This window comes from Mycobacterium sp. shizuoka-1 (genome assembly GCF_002723835.1).
Classification (GTDB): domain Bacteria; phylum Actinomycetota; class Actinomycetes; order Mycobacteriales; family Mycobacteriaceae; genus Mycobacterium.
In genome coordinates, this window is record NZ_BEWG01000028.1 from 1 (window position 1) to 26,162 (window position 26,162).

Below are 26,162 nucleotides of genomic sequence, written 5' to 3' on the forward strand. Positions count from 1 at the left end.
GATCTACACCCGCACCGTCGCCCATCGCGACGCGCGCACCGTCGACTACCACTGCGCCTGGGACCAGGGCAGGCACTTGTGGATGATCTATCTGATGCGCGTGGTGGACGCGCAGCTGGTGTTCAACAAGCCGGGCTCGGTGGTGTTGTGGACCAACTGCCACCACCCGTTCTACGACAACAACCCCTACCCGGACACCGCCCCGCCACAGCGGCCGGTCTGGGTGGGTGATTTCTGGGAGATGTTCGGCGCCGGTCATCTGCTGGAACTGAAGAACCTCAAGGCCATCGCCGAATACCGCCACCGCAACGGGCTGCCCATCACGCCGGACTGGATGCGGAGCCGATGACCGTCAGCCTGGTCGACATCGCCACCTATCTGCCCGAAAAGCGGCTTCCCGCATCGTGGTTCACGCAGTTCAGCGGCGACGACGAGCTGCGGGACAACCCGATGTTCCGACCGCCCGACTTCCGCCACCACGCTGCCGCCGACGAATCCAACGTCGACATGATCGAGCGCGCGGTCCAGGTGCTCGTCGAGCGGCACGGACCGCAGGTGCTCGACGAGGTCGACGTGTTGCTCACCCATTCTCAACTGCCCGACCTACCGATCCTCGGCGCCGGTGGCGAAGTCGCCCACCGACTGGGCATCAACCCGGAGTGGGTCATCGACGTCCACAACGGCGGTTGCGCCGCATTTGTGTTGATGCTCAAGCTCGCTCGCCAACTGCTGGAAGGCGGAGCCGGCCGCCGCGCGCTGATCGCCGTCGCGCAGAACGCCGGCGGCACCATCTTCGAACAGGAGCAGGTACGCGCCAAGGCCCAGGCATCCGTGCCCGGTGACGGAGCGGCCGTCGGGCTGGTCACGTGCACGGACACCGCACCGGTGCTCGACATCGAATGTCGTTACTACGGCGAGAATGCCACCGACATGACGCTGGCCACCGACCCGCCGCGACGGTGGTGGGCGGCCGGTCCGGGGGAGGGCTACGTCGGGTTCAACGAGGGCAAGATCATCAAGGTGCTGGCCCGCGGCAACCGGCAGGTCCCCCAGGTGGTGCGCGCGGTGTGCGACCGGATCGGGGTCAAGCCCGCAGACCTGGACATGCTGGTCACCAATCAGCCCAACCGGCTGCTGCTGCGCAACTGGAACGAGGCCCTGGGCATCGACCCCGAACACCACCGCGACACCTTCCACGAATGCGGCAATCTGTTCGCCGTGGGCATCCCGGTGAACTTCGACGCCGCCGTCCGCGACGGGCAGGTCACACCCGGTGACATCGTCATGATGGCCGGATTCGCCCATGCCGGAGACTTCGCGGGGGCTGCCGCCGTGCGTTGGGGCGGACGGCCGACGTGACCCTGCCGAACGGTGAGCCCGCCACCCTGGCCGCGGTGACCGAAGAGATTCTCGGGCTCATCGCGTCCGAAACCGACGGTGCTGCAGGCACGCTCACCGCCGAGTCAGGGCTGCAGGACGCCGGTATGGATTCGGCCCGGGTGCTCTCACTGGTCTTCCGTATCGAAGCGCGTTACGACATCGACCTGGACGCCCAGGACGGAGACGACCTGCGCACCGTCGGTGAGCTGGCTCAGCTGGTGCTGCGCCGGATCCAGGAGCGGTCATGACCGGTGCGCCGGCGATCCGGCCTCGATTCGCCACGCTCACCGACATGCTCGACGCCGCGGCGCGAAGTGATCAGAGCCTGTTCTTCGTCGACCGCACCGAGAACGACACCGAGGTCCCGATGGCCGAGGTCCGCCGGCAGGCGCGGGAACTCGCCGCGGGTCTGCGCGCCGCCGGCGTGCGCGTCGGCGATCGGGTCGCGCTGATCCTGCCGACCTGCCCGGACTTCGTCGCCGCATTCTTCGGCGTGCTGTACGCGGGCGCGGTACCGGTCCCGTTGTATCCGCCGGTGCGGCTGGGCCAGCTCGACGAATACCGGCAGCGCACCGTCGCCATGCTGCATGCGGTTACAGCGACGCTCGTGATCACCGAGGACCGGATCCGCCCCCTGCTCGACGGCACCGCGACGAGATGCGTCACCACAGCCGAACTCCGCGGCGCGGGCGATGCGGGCCCGATCATGTCGGGGGCCGACGACCTCGCGCTGATCCAATTCTCGTCGGGCACCACGCACGACCCGAAACCGGTGGCGCTCACCCATCGGAACCTGTTGTCCAACATCGCCGCGATCACCGACTATTTCGCCCACGCCGGCATGCCCGACCAGGTGGGTGTCACGTGGCTGCCGCTGTATCACGACATGGGGTTGATCGGAAACCTGTTGACCGCGTTCTATCTTGCGTGCCCCCTGGTGTTGTTGCCGCCCGAGCTGTTCCTGGCCGTGCCAGCGGCGTGGTTGCGGGCGATCTCGCGCCATCGCGGCACGGTGACCGCCGCCCCCAACTTCGCGTTCGGGCTGTGCCTGAAGCGGATTCGCGACGACGACCTCGCCGGCGTGGACCTGAGTTCGTGGCGGTTGTGCCTCAACGGTGCGGAGCTGGCCAGCGCCCAGATACAGCGCCGCTTCAGCGACCGGTTCGGACGCTGGGGATTCGACGCGTCGGCATTCACCCCCGTCTACGGGCTGGCCGAGGCGTCGCTGGCGGTGACGTTCAAGCCGGCCGGCAGCATGTTCCGGAGCATCCAGGTCGACGACAAGGAGCTGGTGAGCACCGGCCGCCCGCTGGCCGGTGTCGAGGTCGAGGTCCGCGACGACGACGGCCGACCACTGCCGCCGGGCCGGCCGGGACACATCTTCGTCCGGGGCCCCAGCGTGATGGCGGGCTATTTCGGCCGCCCCGACCTCACCGAACAGGCCGTGCGTGACGGCTGGCTGGATTGCGGCGACCTCGGATTCATCGACAGCGACGAGCTTTTCGTGACCGGACGCAGCAAGGAGACCGTGGTCATCCGCGGTGCCAATCACGCACCGCAGGATTTCGAAGAGGCACTCGACGGGTTGCCCGGCGTCCGCACCGGGTGCGCGGTAGCGGTGGGCTACCTCCCCGCCGACGCGCAGGACGAGGCCCTGGCGCTGCTGGTCGAAACCACCCCTGAGGCGACAGCGAGCCTCGCGGGAGAGGTGGCGGCGCGGGTGCTGCACCACACCGGCATCGCCGTGCACCACGTCGAGCTGTTGGCGCCGGGGACCTTGCCGCGCACGTCGAGCGGCAAGATGCGCAGGCTCGAGGCACGCGCCCGGTGGCTGGCGGGAACCCTGTCGCCGTGCTAGCTGGAGTCGCCCGGCTCGCGACCCGGGGTCCACGCCGGATGATCGCGCTCGCCGTCCTCGTCCTGGTCGGCGCGGCGGCATTCGGAATTCCGGTGGCGGGCAAGCTGTCCGCTGGTGGGCTCACCGATCCCGGCGCACAGTCGTCGGTGGCCAGGGGCGAACTGGCACGCACTTTCGGGCAAGGTGACATGCCCCTGCTCATCACCGTCGCCTCGCCCGACGGGGTCACGTCGGCGGCAGCACGGTCGGTCGGCACCGACATCGTGCAGACACTGAGCCAGTCACCCGCGGTGGCGACGGTGAGCTCGCCATGGACCGCCCCGCCGTCCACGGCCGCCTCATTGATCAGCAAGGACGGCACCATCGGCGTGATCGTTGCCGGTATCACCGGCGGCGACAACGGCGCACCGAAGAACGCCGACGCGTTGATCAACTCAGTGGTCCATGACCGTGACGGTGTCACTGTGCGGGCCGGCGGCGAGGCGGCCATGATGCTGCAGATCACCCAGCAGAGCGAGAAGGACCTCAAGATCATGGAGGGCGTGGCGATTCCGCTGAGCTTCCTGGTCCTGGTATGGGTGTTCGGCGGACTGGTGGCGGCGTCGTTGCCGCTCGCGGTCGGTGCGCTGGCGATCTTCGGCGCGATGGCCGTCCTGCACGCGATAACCCTGGCCACCGACGTCTCGGTCTTCGCGCTCAATCTCGCCGTGGCCCTTGGCCTGGCGTTGGCCATCGACTACACACTGCTGCTGCTGAGCAGGTTTCGCGATGAGTGCGCCGCCGGTGCCGAGCGTGACGACGCGTTGCTGCGCACCATGGTGTCCGCGGGTCGCACCGTGTTGTTCTCCGCCACGACGGTCGCGCTGTCCATGGCGGCGATGGTGTTGTTCCCGATCTATGCGCTCAAGTCGTTCGGTTATGCCGGTGTCGCGGTTGTCGTGTTCGCCTCGCTGGCTGCGGTTTTCGTCACCCCGGCGGCCATCGTGCTGCTCGGCGACCGGCTGAACTCGTGGGATCTGCGCCGTTGGCTGCACCGCCCGGTTACGGTGGCCCGTCCCGTCGAGCAGAGCATCTGGTACCGCCTTGCGGAGTTCTCGACGCGCAGGGCGGTGCCGGTCGCCGTCGTGATCGTCACGCTGCTGGTCGTGCTGGGTGCGCCGTTCCTGGGCGCCAAGTGGGGGGTGCCCGACGACCGGGTGCTGCCCACCTCGAGTTCCTCGCACGTCGTCGGGGACCAGCTGCGCAACCGGTTCGACACCGACCTCGCCAAAAACCTCACCGTCGTCCTGCCGAACGCCACAGGCATCACCCCGATGCAGCTCGACAGCTACGCCGCCGCGCTGTCCACGGTCTCCGACGTCGCATCGGTGTCCTCGCCCGGCGTCACATTCGTCGGAGGCCACTCGGTGGGACCGCCGACGGCAGCGACGGCGATCGCCGACGGCAGCGCCTTCCTCACGGTCACCAGCACCGCACCGCTGTATTCCCGCGCGTCCGAGACCCAACTCGACCAGCTGCAGGCCGTTGCCACCCCGGCGGGCCGCCAGGTGCTGATCTCCGGCACGCCCCAGGTCAACCGAGATACCGCCAACGCCATCGCGTCCCGGCTGCCGCTGGTGCTCGCGATCATCGCCGGCATCACGTTCGTGCTGCTGTTCCTGATGACCGGCAGTGTGGTGGTCCCGCTGAAGGCGTTGATCCTCAACGTCTTGTCGTTGACCGCCGCATTCGGTGCGTTGGTGTGGATCTTCCAGGACGGCCACCTCGGTGCGCTGGGCACCACCTCGACCGGAACCCTGGCGATCAGCATTCCGGTGTTGTTGTTCTGCATCGCCTTCGGGCTGTCCATGGACTACGAGGTGTTCCTGGTGTCCCGAATCCGTGAATTCTGGCTGGCGAGCGGAAAGACCGCCGCCGACAACGACAGAAGCGTCGCACTGGGACTTGCGCGCACCGCGCGAGTGATCACCGCGGCCGCGCTCATCATGGCCATCACGTTCGCTGCCCTGTCCGGCGCGCAGGTGTCCTTCTTGCGGATGCTGGGTGTCGGACTGACGCTGGCGATCCTCGCGGATGCCACCCTGGTGCGTGTCCTGCTGGTTCCCGCGTTCATGCACCTGATGGGCCGCTTCAACTGGTGGGCACCGAAATCGCTGGTGCGGCTTCATCGACGGGTCGGAATCAGGGAGGCACCCCATGCCTAGAACAGCCAAGGTCCCGCCCGCCGGGCTGGCCCGCGTCGTCGAGTGGTTACGTCACTACCTGCTGGTGCTGCACCAGCGGATGCTGCCAGCGCCGATGGCGATGATGGAGCTGGTGGTGTCCGGGTGGCCCGCGCAGGCGATCACGGCCGCGGCCCAGCTCGGTATCGCCGACGCGCTCGCCGACGGTCCGCTGGCGATCGACGAGCTGGCCGCCCGGGTGGGGGCCGACCCCGATGGATTGCGGCGGCTGATGCGCGCGCTGATCGGCCGCGGCATCTTCCGCCGGCGTCGCGACGGCCGTTACGCGCTCAATTCCCTTGCCGCGACGCTGCGTTCGGATGCGCCGATCTCGCTGAAGGGTGCGGCAATGTTCCAGGGCTCCCAGGAACAGCGCGAGCGGTGGACGCTGCTGGCGGACTCCGTGCGGACCGGCGAGTCGATCGTCCCGGCGTTGCGCGGGATGGACGGGTTCGACTATCTCGTCGAAATACCCGCGCACGCCGATCTTTTCGACAAGACCATGACCAGTTTGGCCCAGATGACGCTGGCGGTCGTGGTGGCCAGCTATGACTTCGGCGTCCACCGCACCATCGTGGATGTGGGCGGGGGACAGGGCGCGATGCTGGCGGCGATCCTGACGCGAGCGCACGGCGCGCACGGCGTGCTCTACGACGTGCCGCGGGTGGTCGCGGGCGCCCCGGAACTGCTGGGCGCCAACCACGTCGCCGACCGGGTGCAGATCGTGCCGGGGTCTTTCTTCGATCACGTCCCCGGCGGCGGCGACGCCTACCTGCTCAAGAACATCATCCACGACTGGCCCGACGACAAGGCGCTGCAGATCCTGCGCAACGTCCGGGCAGCGGCCGAACCCGGAGCCACCGTGCTACTGGTCGAGATGGTCGTGCGGGAGAACGGCCGCGACGGACCCGAGAACTGGGTGGATCTGGAGATGCTGCTGAACCTGGGATCCCGCGAGCGCACGGCCGGGGAGTACCGGGACCTACTGCGCCAGGCGGGCTTTCGAATGACACGCGTCGTACCGACCGCATCGCCGCTCAGTGTGATCGAGGCCGTCGCCGACGGCGCGGGTTGACCGGTGGCATCGATGGACATCGCCGCCATGCCGCGCGCCGGGTTCGATGCCTCCTGGCTGGACCGGCATCTGCAGACCGGCCGCCTGGAATACCTCGACCGTGACGACGTCGACGACCGCATCAAACAACAGGTGATCTGGTCGCTGGACTGGATGGGCCGGCTGCTGCGCGACCACGACCGCCTGGCCGCCCGAGTGATGCCGCTCCTCGCCGGCATCCCGAACCCGCGGGTACTAGAGCTGGGGGCCGGCCACGGGGCGTTGTCTCGTGCCGTACTGGAACGGCACGCCGGCGCCCAGGTCACGATCACCGACATCGACCCGGTTTCGGTGTCGAACATCGCGGCGGGGGACCTCGGCCACCATAACCGCGCCGAGGTGCGCCGACTCGACGCCACCGCTATCGAGGCGCCCGACCATTCCTACGACCTGGCCCTGTTCTCCTTGTCCTTCCACCACCTGCCGCCGGCTGCGGCCGCTCGGGTCCTGACCGAGGCGACTCGGGTGGCGGACACCCTGGTGGTGTGCGATCTGCGCCGGCCGCCCGCTCCGGTGCATCTGCTGCGGCTCGCGTCGATGCTGCCGTTCGCCTGGCTGCCGTTCGCCCACGACGGGCTGATCAGCTCGCTGCGCGCCTACAGCCCCTCGGCTTTCCAGACGTTGGCTGCCTACGCCGACCCGGCGATCCGAGTGCACTTCGACCGATTGGGACGCAACCAGATCGTCGTGGCATCGAGGGTGACGTGAGCACCGCGACGCTGGGAGCGCTGGCCCGGGCAGCCTGGGCCGGGGCCGACCCCGAAGGCTTCTTCCGGCGCCACGCGTCGGACACCGGACCGGTGTCGGTGCGGTTCCCGGGACTCGGCGAGGTCCTGTTCTTCACCACCGCCGAGGGTGCCCGCGACATCCTCGGCGCGCCCTCAGCGCTGTGTCGCGCGCCGCTGCCCAACCCGATTGAACCTGTGGTCGGGCAGAACTCGCTGATCTTGCTGTCGGCAGACGCGCACCGGCGGGCCCGCGCCGTGCTGGCGCCGCCGTTTCGCGCTGAACTCATTCGGCACTACGTCGACGTGATCGCCGAGGCCGCGAGCGCGCGGATCGCGACCTTGCGCCCCGGTGATCAGTTGCTGGTCAACGACGCGGCGCAGGGGATCACCCTGGACGTGGTGATCCGCGTGATGTTCGGCGTCACCGATGGGTCGCGTCGGAGCGAGTATGCCCGGGTGACAACGCAATTGCTGCGATCGGGCAGTGCGGCGCTCATGCTGGTGCCGTGGCTGCGCCGGGATGTCGCCGGGCGCGGTCCGTGGGCCCGGCTGGTGGCCTTCCGCGCCCGGCTCGACCAGCTGTTGACCGAGCAGATCGAGGAGCGAAGAGGTAGCGGCGACCTCGGCAGCGACGTGCTCGGGTTGATCTTGGCGGCCACCGATGACGAGGGTGTCGCTCTGGCGGACGACGCACTGCGCGACCAGCTGCGCACGATGCTGGCGGCCGGCCACGAGACCAGCTCCACCTCGATGACGTGGGCGCTGTACCACATTCATCGCGACGAGACGATCCGCACGCGTGTCCTCGACGAGTTGTCGACGGCGGACACAGCGGCCGACATCGCGGCGTTGCCCTACCTCGGCGCGGTGATCCAGGAGACGCTGCGGGTGCACCCGACGGTGCCGATCGTGCTGCGCAAGCTGACCGGTCCACTCACCGTCGCCGGGGTGTCCTGCCCGGCCGGGAAGGTGGTCGGAATCGCATTACCTGCACTGCATTTCAATCCCGACCTGTGGGCCGATCCGGAATCCTTCCGCCCCGAGCGATTCCTGGAGGCCAAGCCCTCGCCGTTCCAGTACGCGCCGTTCGGCGGCGGGTATCGGCGCTGCATCGGTGCGGCGTTCGCGCACAGCGAGCTCGCGGTCGCGATCGGCACCATCATGAAGAAACTGGAGTTGCGGGCCCGAGACGGTGACCGGGCAGGCGGGTCGCCGCGTGCCGTGGCCCGCGGGATCGCCACCAAACCCAGTCGCGAGATCGCACTGGACGTGATCGCGCGGCGGTGATCACTGCCGATAGGTCGCCAGGAACTGCCCGATGCGCTCGATGGTCTGTTCCAGTACGTCCGCCTCCGGCAGTGTCACGATCCGGACGTGGTCCGGCGCCGGCCAGCCCAGGCCGGTGCCGGGAACGATGTGGATCTTCTCCTGCAGCAACAGGTCCAGAACGAATTGTTCGTCATCGCGGATCGGGTAGACCCCGAGGTCGATTTTCGGGAACGCGTAGAGCGCGCCTTTCGGCTTGACGCACGACACACCGGGGATCGCGTTGAGTGCCGCCCAGGCGCGGTCGCGCTGCTCGTGCAACCGCCCGGCGGGCAGGGTCAGGTCCAATCCGGAGTGTTCGGCGTCCAGCGCCACTCGAATCGCCTGCTGGGCAGGCGCATTCGGGCAGCGACGCAACCCGGCGACGGTGGTGAGGCCGCCGAGATAACTGGTGGCATGGTCGGTCGGACCCGACACCGAGAGCCAGCCCGCGCGAAAACCCGCGCAGCGGTATGCCTTGGACAGGCCGTTGAAGGTCAGGCAGAGCAGATCGGGTGCCAGCGACGCGGTCACGGTGTGGGTGGCGTCGTCGTAGAGGATCTTGTCGTAGATCTCGTCGGAGCAGACGATCAGGTTGTGCTCGCGGGCGATCTCGAGGATTCCGGTCAGCACCTCGGGCGGGTACACCGCGCCGGTGGGATTGTTCGGGTTGATGATGACGATCGCCCGGGTGCGGGCGGTGACCTTGGCGGCGATGTCGGCGAGGTCGGGGTACCAGTCCGACGACTCGTCGCATCGGTAGTGGACCGCGCGGCCGCCGTTGACGGTGATCGCGGCGGTCCACACCGGGAAGTCCGGAGCCGGGACCAGCACTTCGTCGCGGTCCTCGAGCAGCGCGGTCATCGCCATCGTGATCAGCTCGGAGGCGCCGTTGCCCAGGAACACGTTCTCGACGTCGACGCGGACCGCGCGCGAGGAGTAATACCGGGCGACCGCGCGCCGGGCCGCCGGCAGCCCTTTGGTGCTGGTGTAACCCGCCGACTCGGCGAGGGTGGCGGACACCTGTCGCAGCAGTTCGGCGGGCGCCTGGAATCCGAAAGGATGCGGATCGCCGACATCCAGCCGCACGACGCTGTGCCCGGCAGCCTCCAACCGGGCCGCCTCGTGGGCGATCGGACCCGGGGCCTCGTGAGACAGGTTGGACAACCTGCTCGACTGGGCGAACTTCATGCGGTTCCTTTCACCGCAGAAAGCATCGCAGACACCTGTCCATGTTCAATGCGGTTAAGCGATGGCCGATGTGCTCGCCTGCTCTTCTACCGGGCGTTTTCGCAGGTCATCTGGATGTCGGACTATTAACGAAAGCGTCAGCAGCGTATCCCCATGCTGGTCGCCTGATCAATTAATCAGTCGGTGGTCCCTTCGGGATACGAGTTTGCGATCCGCCGATCGCGGCTACGGACACCCCATGACCGGCCACGAATTGCTCGTGGACCGCTACGAGCTGCGCGGATTACTGGGCCGTGGCGGCATGGCGGATGTCCGCGACGGGTGGGACACCCGGCTCAACCGGCCGGTTGCGGTCAAGCTGTTGCATCCAGCCCTCGGTGCGGTGCCCGACTTTCGGCGCCGGTTCGAAGACGAAGCCCGCTCGGCGGCCCGGCTGGCCCATCAGAACATCGTCGTGGTGTTCGACTTCGGCGTGCACGACGGCAGCCCCTTCATCGTCCTGGAACGGCTGCCCGGCCGCACACTCGCCGACCTGATCGCCGCGGGCCCGCTCCCTGCACGCCTCGTGCGGGCGATGCTCGACGACGTCCTGGCAGGCCTGCAGGCCGCGCACAGCGCCGGAATCCTGCATCGTGACATCAAGCCGGGCAACATCTTGCTGACTGCGCCGGGCGACTCGATGAAAGTGGCCGACTTCGGGATCGCCAAGAGCGGCTCCGGCCCGGTCACCATGACCGGACAGATTGTCGGAACGATGAGCTACCTCAGCCCGGAGCGTATTGCCGGTGCAGCGGCGTCGGTGAGCGACGACCTCTACGCCGTCGGCGTGATGGCCTACGAGGCGCTGCTGGGCAAACGCCTTTTCCCCCAAGACAATCCCGCAGCGCTGACCCGGGCGATCATGGATACCCCGCCACCGCCGGTCGCCGTCGCCCGCACCGATGTCGACCCGATCCTGGCCACCGTGATCGACCGTGCGATGGCACGAAATCCGTTGCAGCGGTTCGGCAGTGCCGCCCAGATGCGCGCCGCGCTGGCCGGCGATCGGCGGGCCTTGCTCGACGGTCCGGCAACGGCCGCGGTGGTGCCCGCCCCTGCGGTGCCGGTTCGGCCGTCGACCAAGGTGTTGCCGGCGACGCAGATCGCGTTCGGCCCCGATGCCGTGGCTCCACCGCGGCGACGGCGCGGTGGGGCAGGCTGGTGGTATGCGGCCGCGGTCGCGGTTCTGGTGGTACTGGCCGTGTCGGTTGTGGCGTCGGCGACGGATCCTGCTCCGTCGAGTCCGCCACCACAGCCGGTGGGGACCAGTACCCCGGCAGTCACCCCCACCAGCGGCATGCCACCGCCGGGGCCGACCGCCGAGCCCCCCGCGCCGCCTGCGCCGAACCCACCGGGCGGCCCACGTGGACGGGGCCACGGTAAGAACGACGGGAAGCGGCCTTAGGCGGGTTGCCACTTCGTGCCGCGTTGGCCGGTATTGCCCGGTCAACGGCCATTCGACGCTAATATCTACTCGACCGTGCGCCGCGTGGGGAGCCGGCTGAGGGGAAGGCGGCCCGCCATTGGACTGGCCGTTCGTTGCCCGATCCGCCGAGATTCAACAGGCGAGCGATGCCGTGGAGAACTCCACGTTCAACGGCGTCGTCTTTGTCGGAGAGGCTGGGGTCGGCAAGACGGCGCTGGCCCGCCACGTCGCCGAACGGTTCAGTGCCCGCGGGATGCGGCCGCATTTCGTTCTGGGGACCCAGACCTCCCGGGAGGTGCCGCTGGCCGCTTTCGCCGGGATCGTGCAGATCCCGGGTGCCCTCGAGCCCATCCGGCTGCTCGCGGCGGCTCACGACGCGCTGGACAGCGTGGACAACCTGCTCCTCGTCGTCGATGACGCGCATCTGCTCGATCCGCTCTCGGCGATCGTCGTTCACCAGCTTGCCGTGCGGGGTTCGGCGACGCTGATCGTCACCATGCGATCCGAAACCGAGGTCCCCGACGCGATCACCGCGCTGTGGAAGGACCAGTACCTCCGTCGCATCGAGGTTGGCATGTTCTCGCATGCCGACACCGGACGCCTGCTCACCGAGACGCTGGGTGGCCCGGTGGCCGGCACGGTCGTCGACCAGTTGCATGCGCTGTCCGCGGGCAGTCCGCTGCTGTTGCGTGGCCTGCTGGACACCGCCGTGGACGACGGCGCCCTCACCGACGACACCGGCCGGTGGCGGCTCACCCACTCGCCTCGGCTGGGCTCCGATATCGAGCAGCTGCTTGAGTCGCGGATTCGTGGGTTGCCGCCGAAGGAGCGTGACGTCCTCGAAATCGTCGCGGCTGCGGAGGTTTTGGACTGGAATGCGCTGCGAGCGATGTGCGATATGGACGCGATCAGCGAGGCCGAACGCCATGCCGTCATCCATGTGATCAGCGACCCGCTGCGGATGCGGGTGCAGGTGGCGCACCCGGTGCTGGCTGACGTGGTCCGCAGGAGCTGTGGGGTAGCTCGGCTGCGTCAGATCAATACGTCACTGGCACAAAGGTTTTGGTCACTGGTCGGGGATCTGGACCCGAGCACCGAACGGGATCCGCGGCTGGTCATCGAGCTTGCCCGGCTGATGATGAACAGTGACACCACACCCGATGTGAACCTGGTGATGGACGCTGCCGAGAGCGCGATGACCATGTCGAGCCTGCGGCTCGCCGAACAGTTGGCCCGGTTCGCCTACGAGCATGGCGGTGGATTGCGCGCGGCCGTCGCGCTCGCCGACGCCCTCGGGTGGCAGGGATTCAACGCGCAGGCCGAAGAGCTGCTGGCAACCTTCGATCCACACGACGAGATCATGCTGGTCCGCTGGGGATGCCTGCGGGCGACGAACCTGTTCTTCGGCTGCGGAGACCGCGCCATGGCCGAGGAGGTGCTGGGCACGGTCCGGTCGCGGGTCACGATCCCCGCCCTGCGCAGCTACGCGCTGGCGGTCGAGGCGTCGATCGCGTACTTCGCCGCGGACCTGGACGCCTCGGATGCGGCCAGTGCGGCCGTCATCTCCGATCCGGACGCGATGCCGATGGCAGTGCTGTGGGCTGCGGTGCCGGCTGCGGCCGCCGCCAACCTACGGGGCAGGCCGGCAGCCGTGGCGGCCGCCGCCGCACGCGGCACCGAGGCGGCGCGGCACTGCGTGTCCGGACCGCAGCAGTACGCCATCTCCCTGTCGGAGGCGTTGTCAGCGCTCAATCAGGGCGACATCGCGGCCGCACAGGCGATCGTCGACCGTCAGAAGGCCTCGGCTCACGGGGCGCCGCACGCCGAAGCGATCGTGGCGGCGATGGCGGGGCGGGTCCAGTTGGCGGCCGGTCGGCCGCAGGCCGCGTGCGACCTGCTGCAGCGTGCGCTGTCGGCGATGGTGTCGAATCTGTCGGGCGGATGGGTGCCGCTGGTGGCGACCTGGACCGTTCAGGCCGAGGTGCTTCGCGGTGACAACGGTGCTGCCGCACGCGCGCTGAGCATGGCCGAGGGAGCCTGGGGGCCCGCCAACGAGGTGTTCCGGCCGTTGCTCGAGCTGGCCAGGGCGTACCACAGCGTTGCCACCGGCGCTGTCGAAGATGGGCACGCGGCGCTTCGACGGGCGGCGGAGGCTGCCCGCGGTTGTGGTAACGCCACCGGCGAATTGGAGGCGCTCCATACCGGGTTGCGGTTCGCGATGCTGCCCGATGTTGTTCGGCTGAAATGTGTTGCCGAACAATTGAATACGCCGATCGCGCTACTCGCTGCCAGGCAGGGCGAAGCTGTTGCCGCAGGGGGCGGCGAGGACTTGGATGCCGTGGCTGCCGAGTGGGAATCCCTGGGCATGGCGGCGCAGGCCGCGGACGCCTTCGCCGCCGCGGCGGTGGCGCACCGGCAGGCCGGTGCCAGGCTGCCTGCGCTGCAATCCTCCACCCGGGCGCACTGGCTGGTCAGTACCTATGGCCTGCACACCCCCGCGACGGCAACCGGCGGGGTGCCGCTGCCGCTCAGCGGTCGGGAGCGCGAGATCGCCACCCTGGTGGCCAACGGGTGGTCGAACCGGCAGATCGCCGAACACCTGGTGGTGTCGGTGCGCACCGTGGAAGGCCACCTTTACCGGGTTTATAAGCAGTTGGGCATCAACGAACGTGAACAGTTGGTCACGTTGATGCGCAACGCCGACCCCGAGGCGCGCTAGCGGCCGTCGTCGGAGAATGTCGGGTTTTCCACCGGCACCTGCGAGCGGTCGTCGTCTGCGGTGACCTGTTGGGCCTGGACGGGGTGGGAAAACAGCTGATCCATGAAAAGGGGATCCTTCGGTCGGTGGTCGGAGTTCAGTATGGTCAGTCGAATCGCCCGGCGGGGGAAATCGGCAGTCCACCCGACGGATCGCAGAGTTGGACGACCCGCGAAACGCAGTGCGCCGGTTGAATCGTCCACGTGACGCCGGCGGTCCGGCACCGCTCGTCGATGTGGTACAGCGCTGACAAGCCCGCGCAGTCGAAGAACGTCACCTGGGTCAGATCCAGGATCAGGCGCCGGCAGTTGCCCGCCCGCCGGAAGACATACTCGCTGAATTCGCGGGCGGTTGACATGTCGAAGTCTCCGGCCGCGCAAATCCGAACGTCGGTGGTGTTGTGCCATTCGGTGGCGAGTTGCAGCCGACTGGGCACGCCGCCGTCACTGATGGTCGGCGAGGCGGCTTGGTCGCCGGGGGAAGTGGATACAGAACAAGGCATTCGAATGCCTCCAATTGAGCACTAGCAGGGAAGAGCAAGTTTTGGTGGGACGCGCCCGAAAGGCTCGCATTGCGGGTGCATGGCACACCGCACGCCTGCGACGAATACCGCGGCTGGAAAGTCAACCTCCCTCAACTGTACACGCAATGCCCCGGTCTGTACCCACGTCAGGGGCACGGCGCTCACGCGGTCCGTTCACCTGACGGCCAGGCTTTCCGCTCGCCTTCTCTGTAAGACTCTGTGCGCGTTGGGCATCCACCCGAGAACCTCATGCGCGACATGCATGCCTTTGCGTCGATTCGGGTATCCCCGCGGGTATGGCACTGAAGACGATTTCCCTGACATCTGTTTTCCTCACCGGTGCTGCAGCCGTCGCGATCGCGGCCGCTCCGATAGCCGTCGCCGACCCGCCAGGCTGCGTAAACCCCGACGGCAGCCCCTGCCCGGTCGCCACGGCCGGTCCGGACGGCGCCTCGGGCAGCATTCCGGGCGGCCCCGCGGGAGCGGCGGGTTCCGGAGGGGCATCCGGGTCGATCCCGTACGGTCCCGGCGGAACTGCCGGGCCCGGTGGCGCCAGCGGGTCGATTCCCTACGGTCCCGGCGGCACGGCCGGGCCCGGTGGCGCCAGTGGCGGCATCCCGAACGGGCCCAGCGGTTCGGCGGGTCCCGATGGGGCCACCGGCTGCATACCCTACGTGGGCTGCGGCTCGGTCGGCTGACCTACCGAAAACCGTTAATCCCAGCGGTTTTCGCTGACGAATTCGGCCAGTGGCCGGCCGAAGGTCCACTCGTCGATCTCCAGGGCGGGCCGATCCGGGAAATCCGGTACCGGGCCCAGGCACAAGATCGCCACCGGTTCGGCGTCGGCGGGCATGCCGAGCAGCTCGCCGAGGCGTCGGGGATCGAAAATGGAGACCCAGCCCATGCCGAGGCCCTCGGCGCGAGCCGCCAGCCACAGGTTCTGGATGGCACACGACACCGAGGCCAGGTCCATGTGCGGCATCGTGCGCCGGCCGAAGACGTGGCCGTCGCGACCGTCGCCAAGCGCGACGACCAGCAGTTCGGCGCAGTCGAGGACCCCTTCGACCTTCAACGCGAGGAACTCCTCGGCCCGGGAGCCCAGCGCGGCGGCGGTCTGGCGGCGTTCCTCGTCGACCAAGGCATGAATCTGGTGGCGCAGCCTGTCTTCGGTGATGCGCAGAAACCGCCAGGGTTGCATCAGGCCGACGCTGGGTGCGGCGTGCGCGGCGGCGAGCAGGCGGGCCAGCACCGCCTCGGGAACCCGGGCGCCGGGAGTGAATCGGCGCATGTCCCGGCGCTCGTGGATCACCCGGTAGACGGCGTGGCGTTCCTCGGCGGTGAACGCGTGCTGGGTCACCGGGTCATCTTAGAGACGGGCACGGTGCGGTAACGACGGGCGCGGTCCGGCACTTCGGCGGCGTGGCGGCAGCTACTGTGAGAACCCCGGTGGGCAGCGTCGCCGACCGAGCGAGGAGGGGGCCATGTCAGCGTCCCGTGCGGCCGTCATCAGCGGGCCCATGTTGCCGCCCAGCCAAACCGTGGAGGTCAGGGCCGCCGACGGCACCCGACTGCACACCGAGGTCTTCGGGCCCGAGGACGGCTACCCGGTCGTGCTGGCACATGGCATCACCTGCGCCATCCGCGTCTGGCATGAGCAGATCAACGATCTGTCGCGCGACTACCGGGTGATCGCCTACGACCACCGCGGACACGGCCGCAGCGGGCTGGCCCACCGGTCCGGCTACAGCCTCGGTCACCTGGCCGGAGACCTCGACGCGGTGCTGGCGGCAACTCTGCGGCCGGGGGAGCGGGCCGTGATCGCCGGGCATTCGATGGGCGGCATCGCGATCAGCGCCTGGTCCGACCGTTATCGGCACCGGGTCGCCCAGCGCGCCGACGCTGTCGCCCTGATCAACACGACCACCGGCGACCTGCTCAAAGAGATCAACCTGCTGCGGGTACCGCCCATGCTGGCCGGCGGCCGGTCACTGGCGGCCCGCCGGATGATCAGGACGTTCGGCGGGGCACCGCTGGTCCGCGGCGCCCAGCCCGGCAGCCGCTGGTTTGTCGCGATGATGGCCGTCGGTGCCCAGTCCGACCCCGCGGTCGCCGACTTCATCCACGACCTGTTCGCCGCCACCCCGGCCGCGGGGCGCGGCGCCTGGGCCAGGGTGCTGGTCGACGAGATGGGGCCGCGCCACATCGACCTCAGCGGCCTGACTGTGCCGGCGCTGGTCATCGGCAGCACTCACGACCGGTTGCTGCCCATGTGCCAGGCCCGCAAGATCGCCGAAGCCGCGCCCAACTTGGTGGACCTGGTTGAGGTTCCGGGTGGGCACTGCGCGATCTTGGAACACCCGCAGACCGTCACCGGCCACCTGCGATCTCTGCTCGAATCGGTGTCCGCGCAGCGGCGGATCAGCTCCTAGAGCGTCGCGGCGACCTCGGCGGCGGCGCGCAGCCCGGAACGCACCGCGCCGTCCAGGAATCCGGTCCATTCGTCGGCGGTTTCGGTGCCGGCCCAGTGCAGCGGGCCGACCGGCTCGCGCAGCAGTGGGCCGAACTCGGTCCACGCTCCCGGCGGCACTGCCGCCGTCGGACCGCCGGGCGCGAAAGTCTCTGCACCCCAGCAATGGTCGAGATATTCGACGGGATTCTCGGCGTCGGGACCGAACAGGGCGGCAAAGCCGGCGAGCACCTTCTGGCGGCGTTGGTCCGGAGCGAGCGCATCGAAACCGCGCGAGTCGACGAAGCCCAGCAGGATGCCAGGGCCGTCGTCGCCGGGGCTGACGTCGAAGGTGATGAACATCGGCCCCTGATCGGACAGCGCCTGGCCGGACAGGTGCTTGTCGCGCCAGAACGGGCGCGGGTAGGCGGCGTAGGCCTTGCTCAGCGCGCCCTGCGGCCAGCTTTGGGCCAATTGCTGGTAGCCGATGGGCAGGGGTGGGGCGATGTCGATGCCGAGCCGGTGGGCGGGCGGGATCGCCAGGATCGCGCGACGGCCCTCCACGACGCCGCCCGAGGAGGTGACCGCGACGGCATCGTCGGACCACTCGATGCGGGAGACCACGGAATTGAGCCGTACGCGTTCGCCCAGCTCGGCAGCCATCTTCTGGGCGATCTGCTGGGTGCCGCCGGGGAAATGGTCCTGCTGGGCCCCGCCGACCACGTCGAGCATGCGGTCCAGGCCGCCGGCGGCCTTGACGTAGCGGACCGCGTGCAGCATCGACACGTCGTCCGGTTCGGCGCCCCAGGTCACCCGCGCGACCAGGGCCAGCAGGTCCCGGGACGACGAGCTGGCCCCGACCGAGCGCAGCCAGGCCCCCAGCGACATCCCGTCGAGGTGCTTGGCCTTGGGCGCGGCCCACGGCCTGGTGATGTCGACGTCGCGGCCGAGACGGTCCACCTGCCATTGGATCCGGCTGATGTCGAGCAGCCCTAGCAGCGACAGTTTCGGAATCTTGCCGCGGTAGGACCGCACCTTTCCGCGCCACCGGATCAGGTTGGCGCCCTCGCAGTAGGTGGGTTCGGTGGGGCAGTCGAGTTCCTTGGCCAGCGCCAGCACCGCGTCCTGGGTGGGGCCGACGAACGTGCCGCCGAGGTCGACCGGTACCCCGGCCAGCGTCGTGGTGCTCGAGCGGCCGCCGACTCGGTCGCGGCCCTCCAGCACCACCGTGTCGAACCCGTCTTTGACCAGCTCACGTGCGGCAGCCAGGCCTGCGAAGCCGGCGCCGATGACCACAACGTCGTAACCCACGCCACCCATGGTGCCCGTCTCCTGCGATTTCGGCGCGCAAACCGCCGCTGGGCGAACGAAAGCGCGCCGAAATCGCGGGGTCTCAGCGGGCCAGTTCGTCGACGATCTCGGCCAGCGTCTCGGTGGCGATCGGAGCCGGCTGATACAGACAGACGGTGTCGCCGACGCCGTCCACCCGCTCGCGGATGTGCGCGGCGATCTGCTTGGGGGTGCCGCACGCGGCGATGGTGTGCAGCACCTCGTCACTGATCAGGCCGGCCATCTCCTGCCATTTGCCTTGCTTGGACATCGAATTCAGTTCGGGTTGCAGATCGCCCCAGCCGTGGATGTCCAACACCGGGCGGTAGGCCGGGGTGGACCCGTAGAACGCCAGCAGCCGCCGCGTCGCGTCGTGATTCTCACCCGCGGACAGGATGATCTCGGGCACGATCGCGAACGACGACTCGGTGCGTCCCGACGCAGCCAGCCCGTCGCGCACCGCCGGCATCGTCGACTCGCGCAGGAACTTCGCCGAACCGAACGGCATCACCAGCAGCCCGTCGGCCACCTCGGCGGTGGCGCGGGTCAGCCGCGGGCCGAGTGCTCCGACGTAGATCGGCGGCGGGCCAAAGGGATTCGGCCCGGGGTTGAACGTCGGCGTCATCAGCGTGTGCCGGTAGAACTCGCCGCGGAAGTCCAGCCGCTCACCGGTCTCCCAGGTCGCGAAGATCGCCCGCAGCGCCCGGACGAGCTCGCTCATCCGGGCCACCGGCTTGTCGAACTCGGCGCCGTAGCGCTTCTCGATCTGCGCCCGGACCTGGGTGCCCAGACCGAGAATGAACCGGCCCTGCGCGAGCAGCTGGTGATCGTAGGCCTGATGCGCCAACTGGATCGGATTGCGCGGGAACGCGATTGCCACATTGGTCATCAGATCCAGGCCGCCGACAGCCGAAGCCAGGGTCAGCGGCGCGAACACGTCGTGCGGTCCTTCGAACGTGAACACACCGCTGGCGCCCGCCTCGCGCAGGGCCCGGGCACGATCGACCGCATCGGTCGGCCCGAACAGGGCCGTCATGACTTTCACGGCGTGGTCATGCCTTTCGAGATCGACGTTGTGGTGCGTTCCACTCGCACTTTTGCGCCCGTTTGTCGGTTTGGGCGCAAGGGGTTACGGCGCGACCGTCAGCCAGTCGGCGAAGCCCGACGGGTCGTGGCGGCCCAGTGCGCCGTGCTCGAACAGGCCCCAACCCTCGGAGGACTTGTCACCGTCGTGGCACACCGCCCGCCCGACGTGGTCGATCACGCCGAACGCGGAGCGCCCGATGATCGCCGGATCGGTCATGTCGTAGGTGAGTCGCTCGGCGAACTTCTCGCCCTTCCACACGCCGTGGATCCAGTCTGAGTCACCGCCGTAGCCGCCGCCGACATGAATCGGCACAGGCAGTTTGGATTCCACGTCGAAGCGCAGTGGCGCCCCGTTGGCATCGGTCGCCTCGATGGTGGCGCCGGTGGGGATCCGGGTGCCGGAGCGGTAGTGGATCTTGACCCGCGGCCAGCCCAACTGCTCGACCCGGCCGTCGCGCCAGATCCGCGTGCAGTCGTTGAGCGAGCGGAAGCCGTCCGGCGCCTCCTGGATGATGACGACGATCGCGAAGTCCTCGAAGGCCATCGGCACGTACAGCCACCACATGCCCTCGAACGGCGGATCGGCCGGCCGGCCCGCGGGCTCGGCCTCACCGATCGGGCGGATACCCCACGATCGGTCGCGGCTGCCGATCCACACCGACGGGTCGACGGTGATCTCCTCGCCGTCGATGACGATATGCCCTGCCCAGGAACCCAATTGCGCGAACCGCTGCGCGTCCAGCGTCACCCGGTTGCCCTGACGCATGATGTGCGGCTGCTCCTGCACCACCGGGAACAGCCCCTCCCAGGTGAGGTCGACCGCCATACCCTCGGTCTCGTCCATCACGATCCGCACCTTCTGCAGCGGATCGATGACCTCGACGCGATAACCATTGCAGTGCTGGTTGAGCCGGTCCTGATCGATGGCGTCGGACACGTGGACCGCGGTCTGGGTGTCACCCCGGCGCACCAGCACATAGGCGTCCTTGACGCCGAGATTGGGGTAGTACCCGATGCCGGTGATCAAGAAGATGTCGCCGGTGCGGTCGTGGCAGTTGAAATAGCTGCGGTCGTAGAAGTTTCGGTCCGAGGAGTTCGGCCACGCGATCGGCAGGGGTGCCTGGTGGACGGGGTATTCGTCGAGCGGTCCGAGCATCCGGGGTCAGGCCTCCTCAATCAGCCGGCGCAGCAGGCCGGCGTGGTAGAACATCGACTCGACGTCCTCTGGTTTTTCGATCTCACCGAAGTGCACCCGCCGTGCGCCGGTCCGCATGAACACGCAGCACCAGATCACCCCGGAGTACACGTAGAACCACCGCAGGTCGCCGAGTTCGACCCCGGTCAACTTCTCATAGGTGGCGCGAACGTCCTCCTCGCGCATCACGTCCGGCAGGCCGGGCATGCCGGCCAGACCGGCGAGCTCCTGGAACACCATGTGGGCGAAGATGATCCACGCCACGTCCAGCTCGCGCGGACCCAGGGTGGCCATCTCCCAGTCCAGCACCGCGACCGGGCGGAAGTCCTCGTAGAGCACGTTGCCGACACGTGAGTCACCCCACGCCAGCACCGTTTCTCCGGCCGCGACGTCGGCGGGGAAGTTGTCCTCCAGCCAGGCCAGCGCGGTCTCGACCAATGGCGAGCGGCCGATGTCGGGCACCGCGAACTGGTACCAGCCCTTGAGCCAGTTCAACTGGCGGCGCAGCGGAGTGTCGCCGTCGGGCACCGCCTCGGCGAGGAAGCCGAAGGTGTCGGCCGCGTTGGGAATCGAATGCAGCTTGGCCAGCACCTCGACGGTCGCATCCTGCAGCGCGCGCTGCTGTTCGGCCGGCGCGTCGGCAAACCAGTTGCCGCCGAAGGTGTACGGCATCACATCGGGCGGCACGATGCCCTCGACATGGTTCATCAGGAAGAACGGCGCGCCGAGTACCTCGCCGGTGGTGTCGATCCAGCGCACCTTGGGCACCGGCACGTCGGTCAGTTCCTCGACCAGCCGGATCACCTCGAACTGGTGATCCATCCGGTAGGTGATGAAGACCGGAACGTCCTCCGCGGTGGGAGCCACCCGGGCCACCCACTTCTGCTCGACCTTCTTGCCGTCCTCGTCCCAGCGGCCGGTCAGGATGATCGTCTCCGATGACATGCCGTTGGAGTCGATGCCGCTCTCGACGGTCACCTCGGGCCTCGCCCCGCCGGGCATGACGGTCGACAGCCATTCCGACAGCACGGCGGGCACGGTGCTGACGTCACGGCCAGAACGTTGCAACCGCTCGACGTCGGTTTCTACGGCCGGCTGGTTGGTCACCTTTTATCCTCCAACCCTATTACGATACGGTGGGTAGCGATATGAAAGCAGACGCGTCTTCGCTTGACAAGACCGCGGTCCCGGGGCGGCCCCGCGATCCGCGTATCGACGCTGCCATATTGCGGGCAACCGCGGAGCTGCTTGTCGAAATCGGTTATCCGAATCTGACTTTGGCTGCGGTCGCCGAACGGGCGGGGACCACCAAGACCGCGCTGTACCGACGCTGGTCGAGCAAGGCCGAGCTGGTTCACGAGGCCGCGTTCCCCACCGCACCCACCGCACTGGCCGCCCCGGCGGGTGATATCGCCGCCGACGTGCGGGCCATGCTCGCCGCCACTCGCGACGTCTTCACCAGCCCGGTGGTGCGCGCCGCGCTGCCCGGCCTGATCGCCGACATGAGCGCCGACGCGGAGCTGAACGCCCGGGTGATGTCCCGGTTCACCAACGTGTTCGCCGCGGTGCGGGATCGCCTCGTGGAGGCCGTGCACTGCCGCGAGGTGCACGCCGATGTCGAGCCGGAACGACTGATCGAACTGATCGGCGGTGCGACGATGATGCGATTGTTGCTGCGCCCGGACGACGTCCTGGACGCGGACTGGGTGGACCAGACGGCGGCGATCCTCGTTCACGGGGTGGCGCTATGACCTCGAGGAGTGCGATGACGGGACGTCTGGCCGGCCGAACTGCGATCGTCACCGGCGCCAGCCGCGGGCTGGGCCGCGCGACCGCGCTGGCCCTGGCCGCCGAAGGTGCCGCTGTCGCGGTGATCGCCCGCACCGAACAGCAATGGGACGACCGGTTGCCGGGCACGATCGGCGAGACCGTCGCAGCCATCGAATCGGCCGGCGGGCGTGCGGTGGCGATCGCGGCCGATCTGCTCGAACGTGACGACCTGCCCCGCCTGGTCGACGAGACCCGGGCGGCTCTCGGACCCGTCACGATCCTGGTCAACAACGCCGCGTTCACCGCGCCGGGCCGGCCACCCAAACCGGACGCCGCACCGAAAGCCGCGAAGGCCGGCGGTGCCCGGGCTGCGGCCAACGCCGACTGGCCCGGCTTCGTGGCGATCCCGCCCAATGCCTATCGCCGGCATTTCGAGATCGGTGTGTTCGCCTCCTACGAGCTGATGCAGTTGGTCTGCCCGGACATGTTCGCCGCGGGTGCCGGTTCGATCATCAACGTGACATCGGTGGCATCCCGGGTGCCCGGGAACGGGCCGTACCAGAACTTCGCCGGCGGGGTGCTGCCCGGCTACGGCGGATCCAAAGCCGCGCTGGAGCACCTGACCTGGTGTGCGGCTTACGATTTGCAGCGGCACAACATCGCAGTCAATGCGTTGGCGCCGTCCCGTCCGATCCCCACACCGGGTCTGTCCTACTACCGCAACGAGTTCGCCAGTGTCTCGCCCGAGGACGAATTCGCCCGCGCGGCGGTCGAATTGACACTGGTCGATCCGAATGTCGTGACAGGACGCACAATCGGGCATCTCGAGGTACTCGACGGCAGCTTCGCCCCGTTCACGAACACCCAGTCCGCGCTGGGCTGACCGACGCGGCCCGAGGGTCTGCGCCGAGATCGACGTTTTGCAGCTCTCCACTCGAACTTTCGCGGCGAAATGTCGGTTTGGGCGTTAGAGAATCTGGCGCTTGTTGCGCTGTGCGACCTCGCGCTGGCGGGCGGCCAGCTGCTCGGTGTCCACCGTTCTCGTCGCGGAGACCGCGCGTTCGGCCTTCAGTGCAGGCCCGGTGATCGCTGCCGTCCCGCTGCGATAGATCTCTTTGAGGCCGGTCATCGTCGCTGCGGGGACCTCCGCGATCTGGCCGGCGAGATCGAGCGCGCGGGGCAGCAGGTCGTCGTGCGACACCACTTCGGTGACCAGCCCGATCCGTTCGGCGCGACGGGCGTCGACCACCTCACCGGTCATCGACAGCCGCCGGGCCATTCCGGACCCGACCAGCCGCGGTAGCCGCGCGGTCATCCCACCGCCGGGCAGGATCCCCACTCGGGCGTGGGTGTCGGCGAAAACCGCACGCTCCGAGGCGATCAGGAAGTCGCACGCCAGCGCGATCTCCAGCCCGCCGGTGAAGGTCGCGCCGTTGATCGCCCCAACCACCGGCTTGCGCAGCTCGACGATGGCGTCCATACAGTTCATCTTGTCGAATCGGCCGAAGTAGTCCATGCCCAGATGCTGTGCCTGCTTCAGGTCGACCCCGGCGCAGAACGCGGGATCGGTCCCGGTGAGCACGACGGCGCGAACCGACTCGTCGGCGTCGGCCCCGGCAAGTGCGGCAAACAGGGCTTCGAACAGTTCGGTGCTCAACGCGTTGCGCACCTCGGGGCGGTTCATCGTCAAGACCCGGACGGCGCCGTGGTCGTCGCTGAGAAGGATCATCAGCTCAGGAATCTAGCCGCATGGTTGACGAGGTCGAGCAGCGGCTGTGGCAGCGCGCCGAGAGCGAAGGTGATCGCCGCGGTCAGGGTGATCGTCGCGACGCTCAAGGCACTGGGCGTGACGACCTCCGGCGCGTCCTCGGGCGGATCGGTGAAGAACATCAACACGATCACCCGGACGTAGAAGTAGGCCGCGATCGCCGACGCGATCACACCGACCACCACCAACGGAATGGCCCCGCCCTCGCCGGCCGCCTTGAACACCGCGAACTTGCTCACGAACCCACTGGTCAGGGGGATGCCGGCAAACGCGAGCAGGAACAGCGAAAACACCACGCCGACAAGCGGGTAACGCCGGCCCAGCCCCGCCCAGCGGGCCATGTCGGTCTCTTCGCCGCCGGTGGCGTTGCGCACCACGCTGACCACGGCGAACGCACCCAGCGTGGAGAAGCCGTAGGCGAACAGATAGAACAGGGTGGCCGAGATCCCGGCCGGGTTGGCGGCGATGACACCGGTGAGGATGAACCCGGCATGGGCCACCGCCGAATACGCCAGCATTCGCTTGACGTCGGTCTGGGTTACCGCGGTGACGGTGCTGACGGCCATCGTGAGGATCGCCACTGCCCACAGGACGGGTCGCCAGTCGTGGTTGAGGCCGGGTAGGGCGACGTAGAAGATGCGCAGCATGGCGCCGAAGGCGGCGATTTTGGTGGCGGCGGCCATGAAGGCGGTGATGGGGGTGGGTGCGCCTTGGTAGACGTCGGGGATCCAGGAGTGGAAGGGCACGGCGCCGACTTTGAAGAGGATGCCGACGGCGATGAGGGCGGTGCCGAGTAGGGCCAGGGTGGTGGTGTCGGTGTGGGTGTCGATGGCTTTGGCGATGCCGGGCAGGCTCAGGGTGCCGGCGTAGCCGTAGAGCAGGGCGATGCCGTAGAGGAAGAAGGCGGAGGAGAAGGCGCCGAGGAGGAAGTATTTGAGGGCGGCTTCTTGGGACAGCAGGCGTCGGCGGCGGGCCAGTCCGCACATCAGGTACAGCGGTAGCGAGAACACTTCCAGCGCAATGAACATCGTCAACAGATCATTGGCGGCGGGGAAGATCATCATGCCCGCGACAGCGAACATCGTCAGCGGGAAGACCTCGGTCTGGACCAGCGCGGCCTTGGTGGCGACCTTCTCGGCGACACTGCCCGGCACCGCCGAGGCGTCCGGGGTGAACGCGTCCAAACCAGCGGCGCCCGAATCGGATTCGGCGGGCACCCGGCGTTCGGCGATCAGCAGAACGCCCAGTACCGCGATCAGCAAGATGGTGCCTTGCAGGAACAACGCCGGCGCGTCGACCGCCACCGCGCCGACTACGACGGCCTGGCCGAGACCGCCCCGCAGATCGCGAGCCAGCAACACCACCGCGGCGAACGCGGCAACCAGGCCGGTCAGGCTCAGTCCCACCTGCACCGGGTAGCGGCTCTTGCGAGGGGCGAACGCTTCGACCAGGACGCCGGCGACGGCGACGCCGAGGACGATCAACAGCGGGGAGAGTTGGCCGTATTCGATGCTGGGCGCAGTCACGGGCGTCTTCCTTCCGCGACCGTCGGCGCCGGGTCGGGTTCGTGGATCGAGGTGAGGGTGGCTGTCACAGCGGGGTTGATCACGTCGAGGGCGATCTTGGGATACACCCCCAGGGTGATCAGCAACGCGATCAGCGGCGTGACGACGAGTAGCTCGCGCTTGCCGAGGTCTCGGACTGTGTCGGTACCCTCGGTGACCGGCCCGGTCATCATTCGTTGATAGAGCCACAGGATGTAGACCGCGGAGAGCACCAGCGCGGCGGAGGCGATGACGGCGAAGGCCGGGTAGCGGGTGAATGTGCCGATGAGGACCAGGAATTCACTGATGAACGGCGCCAGACCGGGCAGTGACAGCGTTGCCAGGCCGGCGATCAGGAAGGTGCCGGCCAGCACCGGCGCCACGGTCTGGACTCCGCCGTAGTCGGCGATGACGCGGCTGCCGCGGCGGCTGACCAGGAACCCGGCGATCAGGAACAGGGCTGCCGTCGAGATGCCGTGG

The 26,162-nt window shown here is 68.5% G+C and carries 23 protein-coding genes and 1 pseudogene; 14 read left to right on the forward strand and 10 right to left on the reverse strand.

The genetic code is table 11. The features are described from left to right. The 8 genes and pseudogenes from MSZK_RS09950 to MSZK_RS09985 all read left to right on the forward strand — a co-directional run. A pseudogene (locus MSZK_RS09950) lies at nucleotides 1-349 on the forward strand (SRPBCC family protein); the annotation flags it as partial. Then, nucleotides 346-1,359, forward strand: a complete 1,014-nt coding sequence (locus tag MSZK_RS09955) for a 3-oxoacyl-ACP synthase III family protein (RefSeq protein WP_099247410.1) — start codon at nucleotides 346-348, stop codon at nucleotides 1,357-1,359. The pseudogene MSZK_RS09950 and the gene MSZK_RS09955, both read left to right, overlap by 4 nt. Next, complete coding sequence (locus tag MSZK_RS09960) at nucleotides 1,356-1,628, forward strand: acyl carrier protein (RefSeq protein ID WP_099247412.1); 273 nt, start codon at nucleotides 1,356-1,358, stop codon at nucleotides 1,626-1,628. Before MSZK_RS09955 ends, MSZK_RS09960 begins: the two co-directional genes overlap by 4 nt. Beyond that, nucleotides 1,625-3,238 (forward strand): fatty acyl-AMP ligase, encoded by a 1,614-nt coding sequence (locus tag MSZK_RS09965; protein ID WP_099247414.1) that lies wholly within the window; start codon nucleotides 1,625-1,627, stop codon nucleotides 3,236-3,238. Before MSZK_RS09960 ends, MSZK_RS09965 begins: the two co-directional genes overlap by 4 nt. Continuing rightward, nucleotides 3,232-5,442, forward strand: a complete 2,211-nt coding sequence (locus MSZK_RS09970; RefSeq protein WP_099247451.1) for an MMPL family transporter — start codon at nucleotides 3,232-3,234, stop codon at nucleotides 5,440-5,442. The genes MSZK_RS09965 and MSZK_RS09970 overlap by 7 nt, the downstream gene beginning before the upstream one ends. Continuing rightward, nucleotides 5,435-6,535: a methyltransferase gene (locus MSZK_RS09975; protein WP_099247416.1), complete on the forward strand. Its 1,101-nt coding sequence runs from the start codon at nucleotides 5,435-5,437 to the stop codon at nucleotides 6,533-6,535. Before MSZK_RS09970 ends, MSZK_RS09975 begins: the two co-directional genes overlap by 8 nt. 12 nt (nucleotides 6,536-6,547) lie before the next feature. Next, on the forward strand, nucleotides 6,548-7,282 hold the full coding sequence (locus MSZK_RS09980; RefSeq protein ID WP_099247453.1) for a class I SAM-dependent methyltransferase: 735 nt from the start codon (nucleotides 6,548-6,550) through the stop codon (nucleotides 7,280-7,282). Further along, complete coding sequence (locus MSZK_RS09985; protein ID WP_099247418.1) at nucleotides 7,279-8,589, forward strand: cytochrome P450; 1,311 nt, start codon at nucleotides 7,279-7,281, stop codon at nucleotides 8,587-8,589. Before MSZK_RS09980 ends, MSZK_RS09985 begins: the two co-directional genes overlap by 4 nt. Here the strand turns inward: MSZK_RS09985 and MSZK_RS09990 are convergent, their stop codons facing one another. Then, nucleotides 8,590-9,798, reverse strand: a complete 1,209-nt coding sequence (locus MSZK_RS09990) for a pyridoxal phosphate-dependent aminotransferase (protein WP_099247420.1) — start codon at nucleotides 9,796-9,798, stop codon at nucleotides 8,590-8,592. 238 nt (nucleotides 9,799-10,036) lie between these two features. On the opposite strand from MSZK_RS09990, the gene MSZK_RS09995 reads away from it, so the two are divergent. Continuing rightward, entirely contained in the window at nucleotides 10,037-11,242 is a 1,206-nt protein-coding gene (locus MSZK_RS09995; RefSeq protein ID WP_099247422.1) for a serine/threonine-protein kinase, read from the forward strand. 172 nt (nucleotides 11,243-11,414) lie between these two features. Continuing rightward, nucleotides 11,415-13,982: a LuxR family transcriptional regulator gene (locus tag MSZK_RS10000; protein ID WP_158230565.1), complete on the forward strand. Its 2,568-nt coding sequence runs from the start codon at nucleotides 11,415-11,417 to the stop codon at nucleotides 13,980-13,982. A 145-nt stretch (nucleotides 13,983-14,127) separates the two neighbouring features. On the opposite strand, the gene MSZK_RS10005 is transcribed toward MSZK_RS10000, so the two are convergent. Next, nucleotides 14,128-14,457 carry an STAS domain-containing protein gene (locus MSZK_RS10005; protein ID WP_158230566.1) on the reverse strand — a complete coding sequence of 110 codons (330 nt, stop codon included), beginning with the start codon at nucleotides 14,455-14,457 and terminating at the stop codon, nucleotides 14,128-14,130. Between the two features lie 383 nt (nucleotides 14,458-14,840). On the opposite strand from MSZK_RS10005, the gene MSZK_RS10010 reads away from it, so the two are divergent. Then, a complete protein-coding gene (locus tag MSZK_RS10010) occupies nucleotides 14,841-15,242 on the forward strand; it encodes a hypothetical protein (protein WP_099247428.1) in 402 nt (133 codons plus the stop codon). A gap of 14 nt (nucleotides 15,243-15,256) precedes the next feature. Here the strand turns inward: MSZK_RS10010 and bluB are convergent, their stop codons facing one another. After that, a complete protein-coding gene (bluB, locus tag MSZK_RS10015; protein WP_099247430.1) occupies nucleotides 15,257-15,901 on the reverse strand; it encodes a 5,6-dimethylbenzimidazole synthase in 645 nt (214 codons plus the stop codon). A gap of 124 nt (nucleotides 15,902-16,025) precedes the next feature. On the opposite strand from bluB, the gene MSZK_RS10020 reads away from it, so the two are divergent. After that, a complete protein-coding gene (locus MSZK_RS10020; RefSeq protein ID WP_099247432.1) occupies nucleotides 16,026-16,973 on the forward strand; it encodes an alpha/beta fold hydrolase in 948 nt (315 codons plus the stop codon). On the opposite strand, the gene MSZK_RS10025 is transcribed toward MSZK_RS10020, so the two are convergent. The 4 genes from MSZK_RS10025 to MSZK_RS10040 all read right to left on the reverse strand — a co-directional run bounded on the left by MSZK_RS10025 (nucleotide 16,970) and on the right by MSZK_RS10040 (nucleotide 21,707). After that, nucleotides 16,970-18,310, reverse strand: a complete 1,341-nt coding sequence (locus tag MSZK_RS10025; protein WP_099247434.1) for a flavin monoamine oxidase family protein — start codon at nucleotides 18,308-18,310, stop codon at nucleotides 16,970-16,972. The two genes, MSZK_RS10020 and MSZK_RS10025, sit on opposite strands and share 4 nt — an antisense overlap. Nucleotides 18,311-18,383: 73 nt before the next feature. Beyond that, the gene (locus MSZK_RS10030; protein WP_199203278.1) at nucleotides 18,384-19,355 is read right to left on the reverse strand and encodes a TIGR03617 family F420-dependent LLM class oxidoreductase; all 972 of its coding nucleotides are present in this window, start codon (nucleotides 19,353-19,355) and stop codon (nucleotides 18,384-18,386) included. A 93-nt stretch (nucleotides 19,356-19,448) separates the two neighbouring features. Beyond that, nucleotides 19,449-20,561 (reverse strand): hypothetical protein, encoded by a 1,113-nt coding sequence (locus tag MSZK_RS10035; protein WP_099247438.1) that lies wholly within the window; start codon nucleotides 20,559-20,561, stop codon nucleotides 19,449-19,451. Nucleotides 20,562-20,567: 6 nt separating this feature from the next. Further along, nucleotides 20,568-21,707, reverse strand: coding sequence for a phosphotransferase family protein (locus MSZK_RS10040; protein ID WP_099247441.1), 1,140 nt, complete (start codon nucleotides 21,705-21,707; stop codon nucleotides 20,568-20,570). Between the two features lie 41 nt (nucleotides 21,708-21,748). Between MSZK_RS10040 and MSZK_RS10045 the strand changes: the two genes are divergently transcribed. Together MSZK_RS10045 and MSZK_RS10050 are read left to right on the forward strand one after the other, a co-directional pair. After that, nucleotides 21,749-22,351: a TetR/AcrR family transcriptional regulator gene (locus MSZK_RS10045; protein WP_099247443.1), complete on the forward strand. Its 603-nt coding sequence runs from the start codon at nucleotides 21,749-21,751 to the stop codon at nucleotides 22,349-22,351. A gap of 14 nt (nucleotides 22,352-22,365) precedes the next feature. Beyond that, nucleotides 22,366-23,253, forward strand: coding sequence for an SDR family NAD(P)-dependent oxidoreductase (locus tag MSZK_RS10050; RefSeq protein WP_099247445.1), 888 nt, complete (start codon nucleotides 22,366-22,368; stop codon nucleotides 23,251-23,253). Between the two features lie 84 nt (nucleotides 23,254-23,337). Here MSZK_RS10050 and MSZK_RS10055 read toward each other — a convergent pair whose 3' ends face one another. From MSZK_RS10055 to MSZK_RS10065, 3 genes are all read right to left on the reverse strand, one after another. Next, complete coding sequence (locus MSZK_RS10055; protein WP_099247447.1) at nucleotides 23,338-24,099, reverse strand: enoyl-CoA hydratase; 762 nt, start codon at nucleotides 24,097-24,099, stop codon at nucleotides 23,338-23,340. Next, nucleotides 24,099-25,664 (reverse strand): NADH-quinone oxidoreductase subunit NuoN, encoded by a 1,566-nt coding sequence (nuoN, locus tag MSZK_RS10060; protein WP_099247449.1) that lies wholly within the window; start codon nucleotides 25,662-25,664, stop codon nucleotides 24,099-24,101. The genes MSZK_RS10055 and nuoN overlap by 1 nt, the downstream gene beginning before the upstream one ends. Beyond that, nucleotides 25,661-26,162 (reverse strand): proton-conducting transporter membrane subunit (locus MSZK_RS10065; protein WP_304528948.1); only part of this gene is annotated, 502 nt, incomplete at its 5' end. The genes nuoN and MSZK_RS10065, both read right to left, overlap by 4 nt.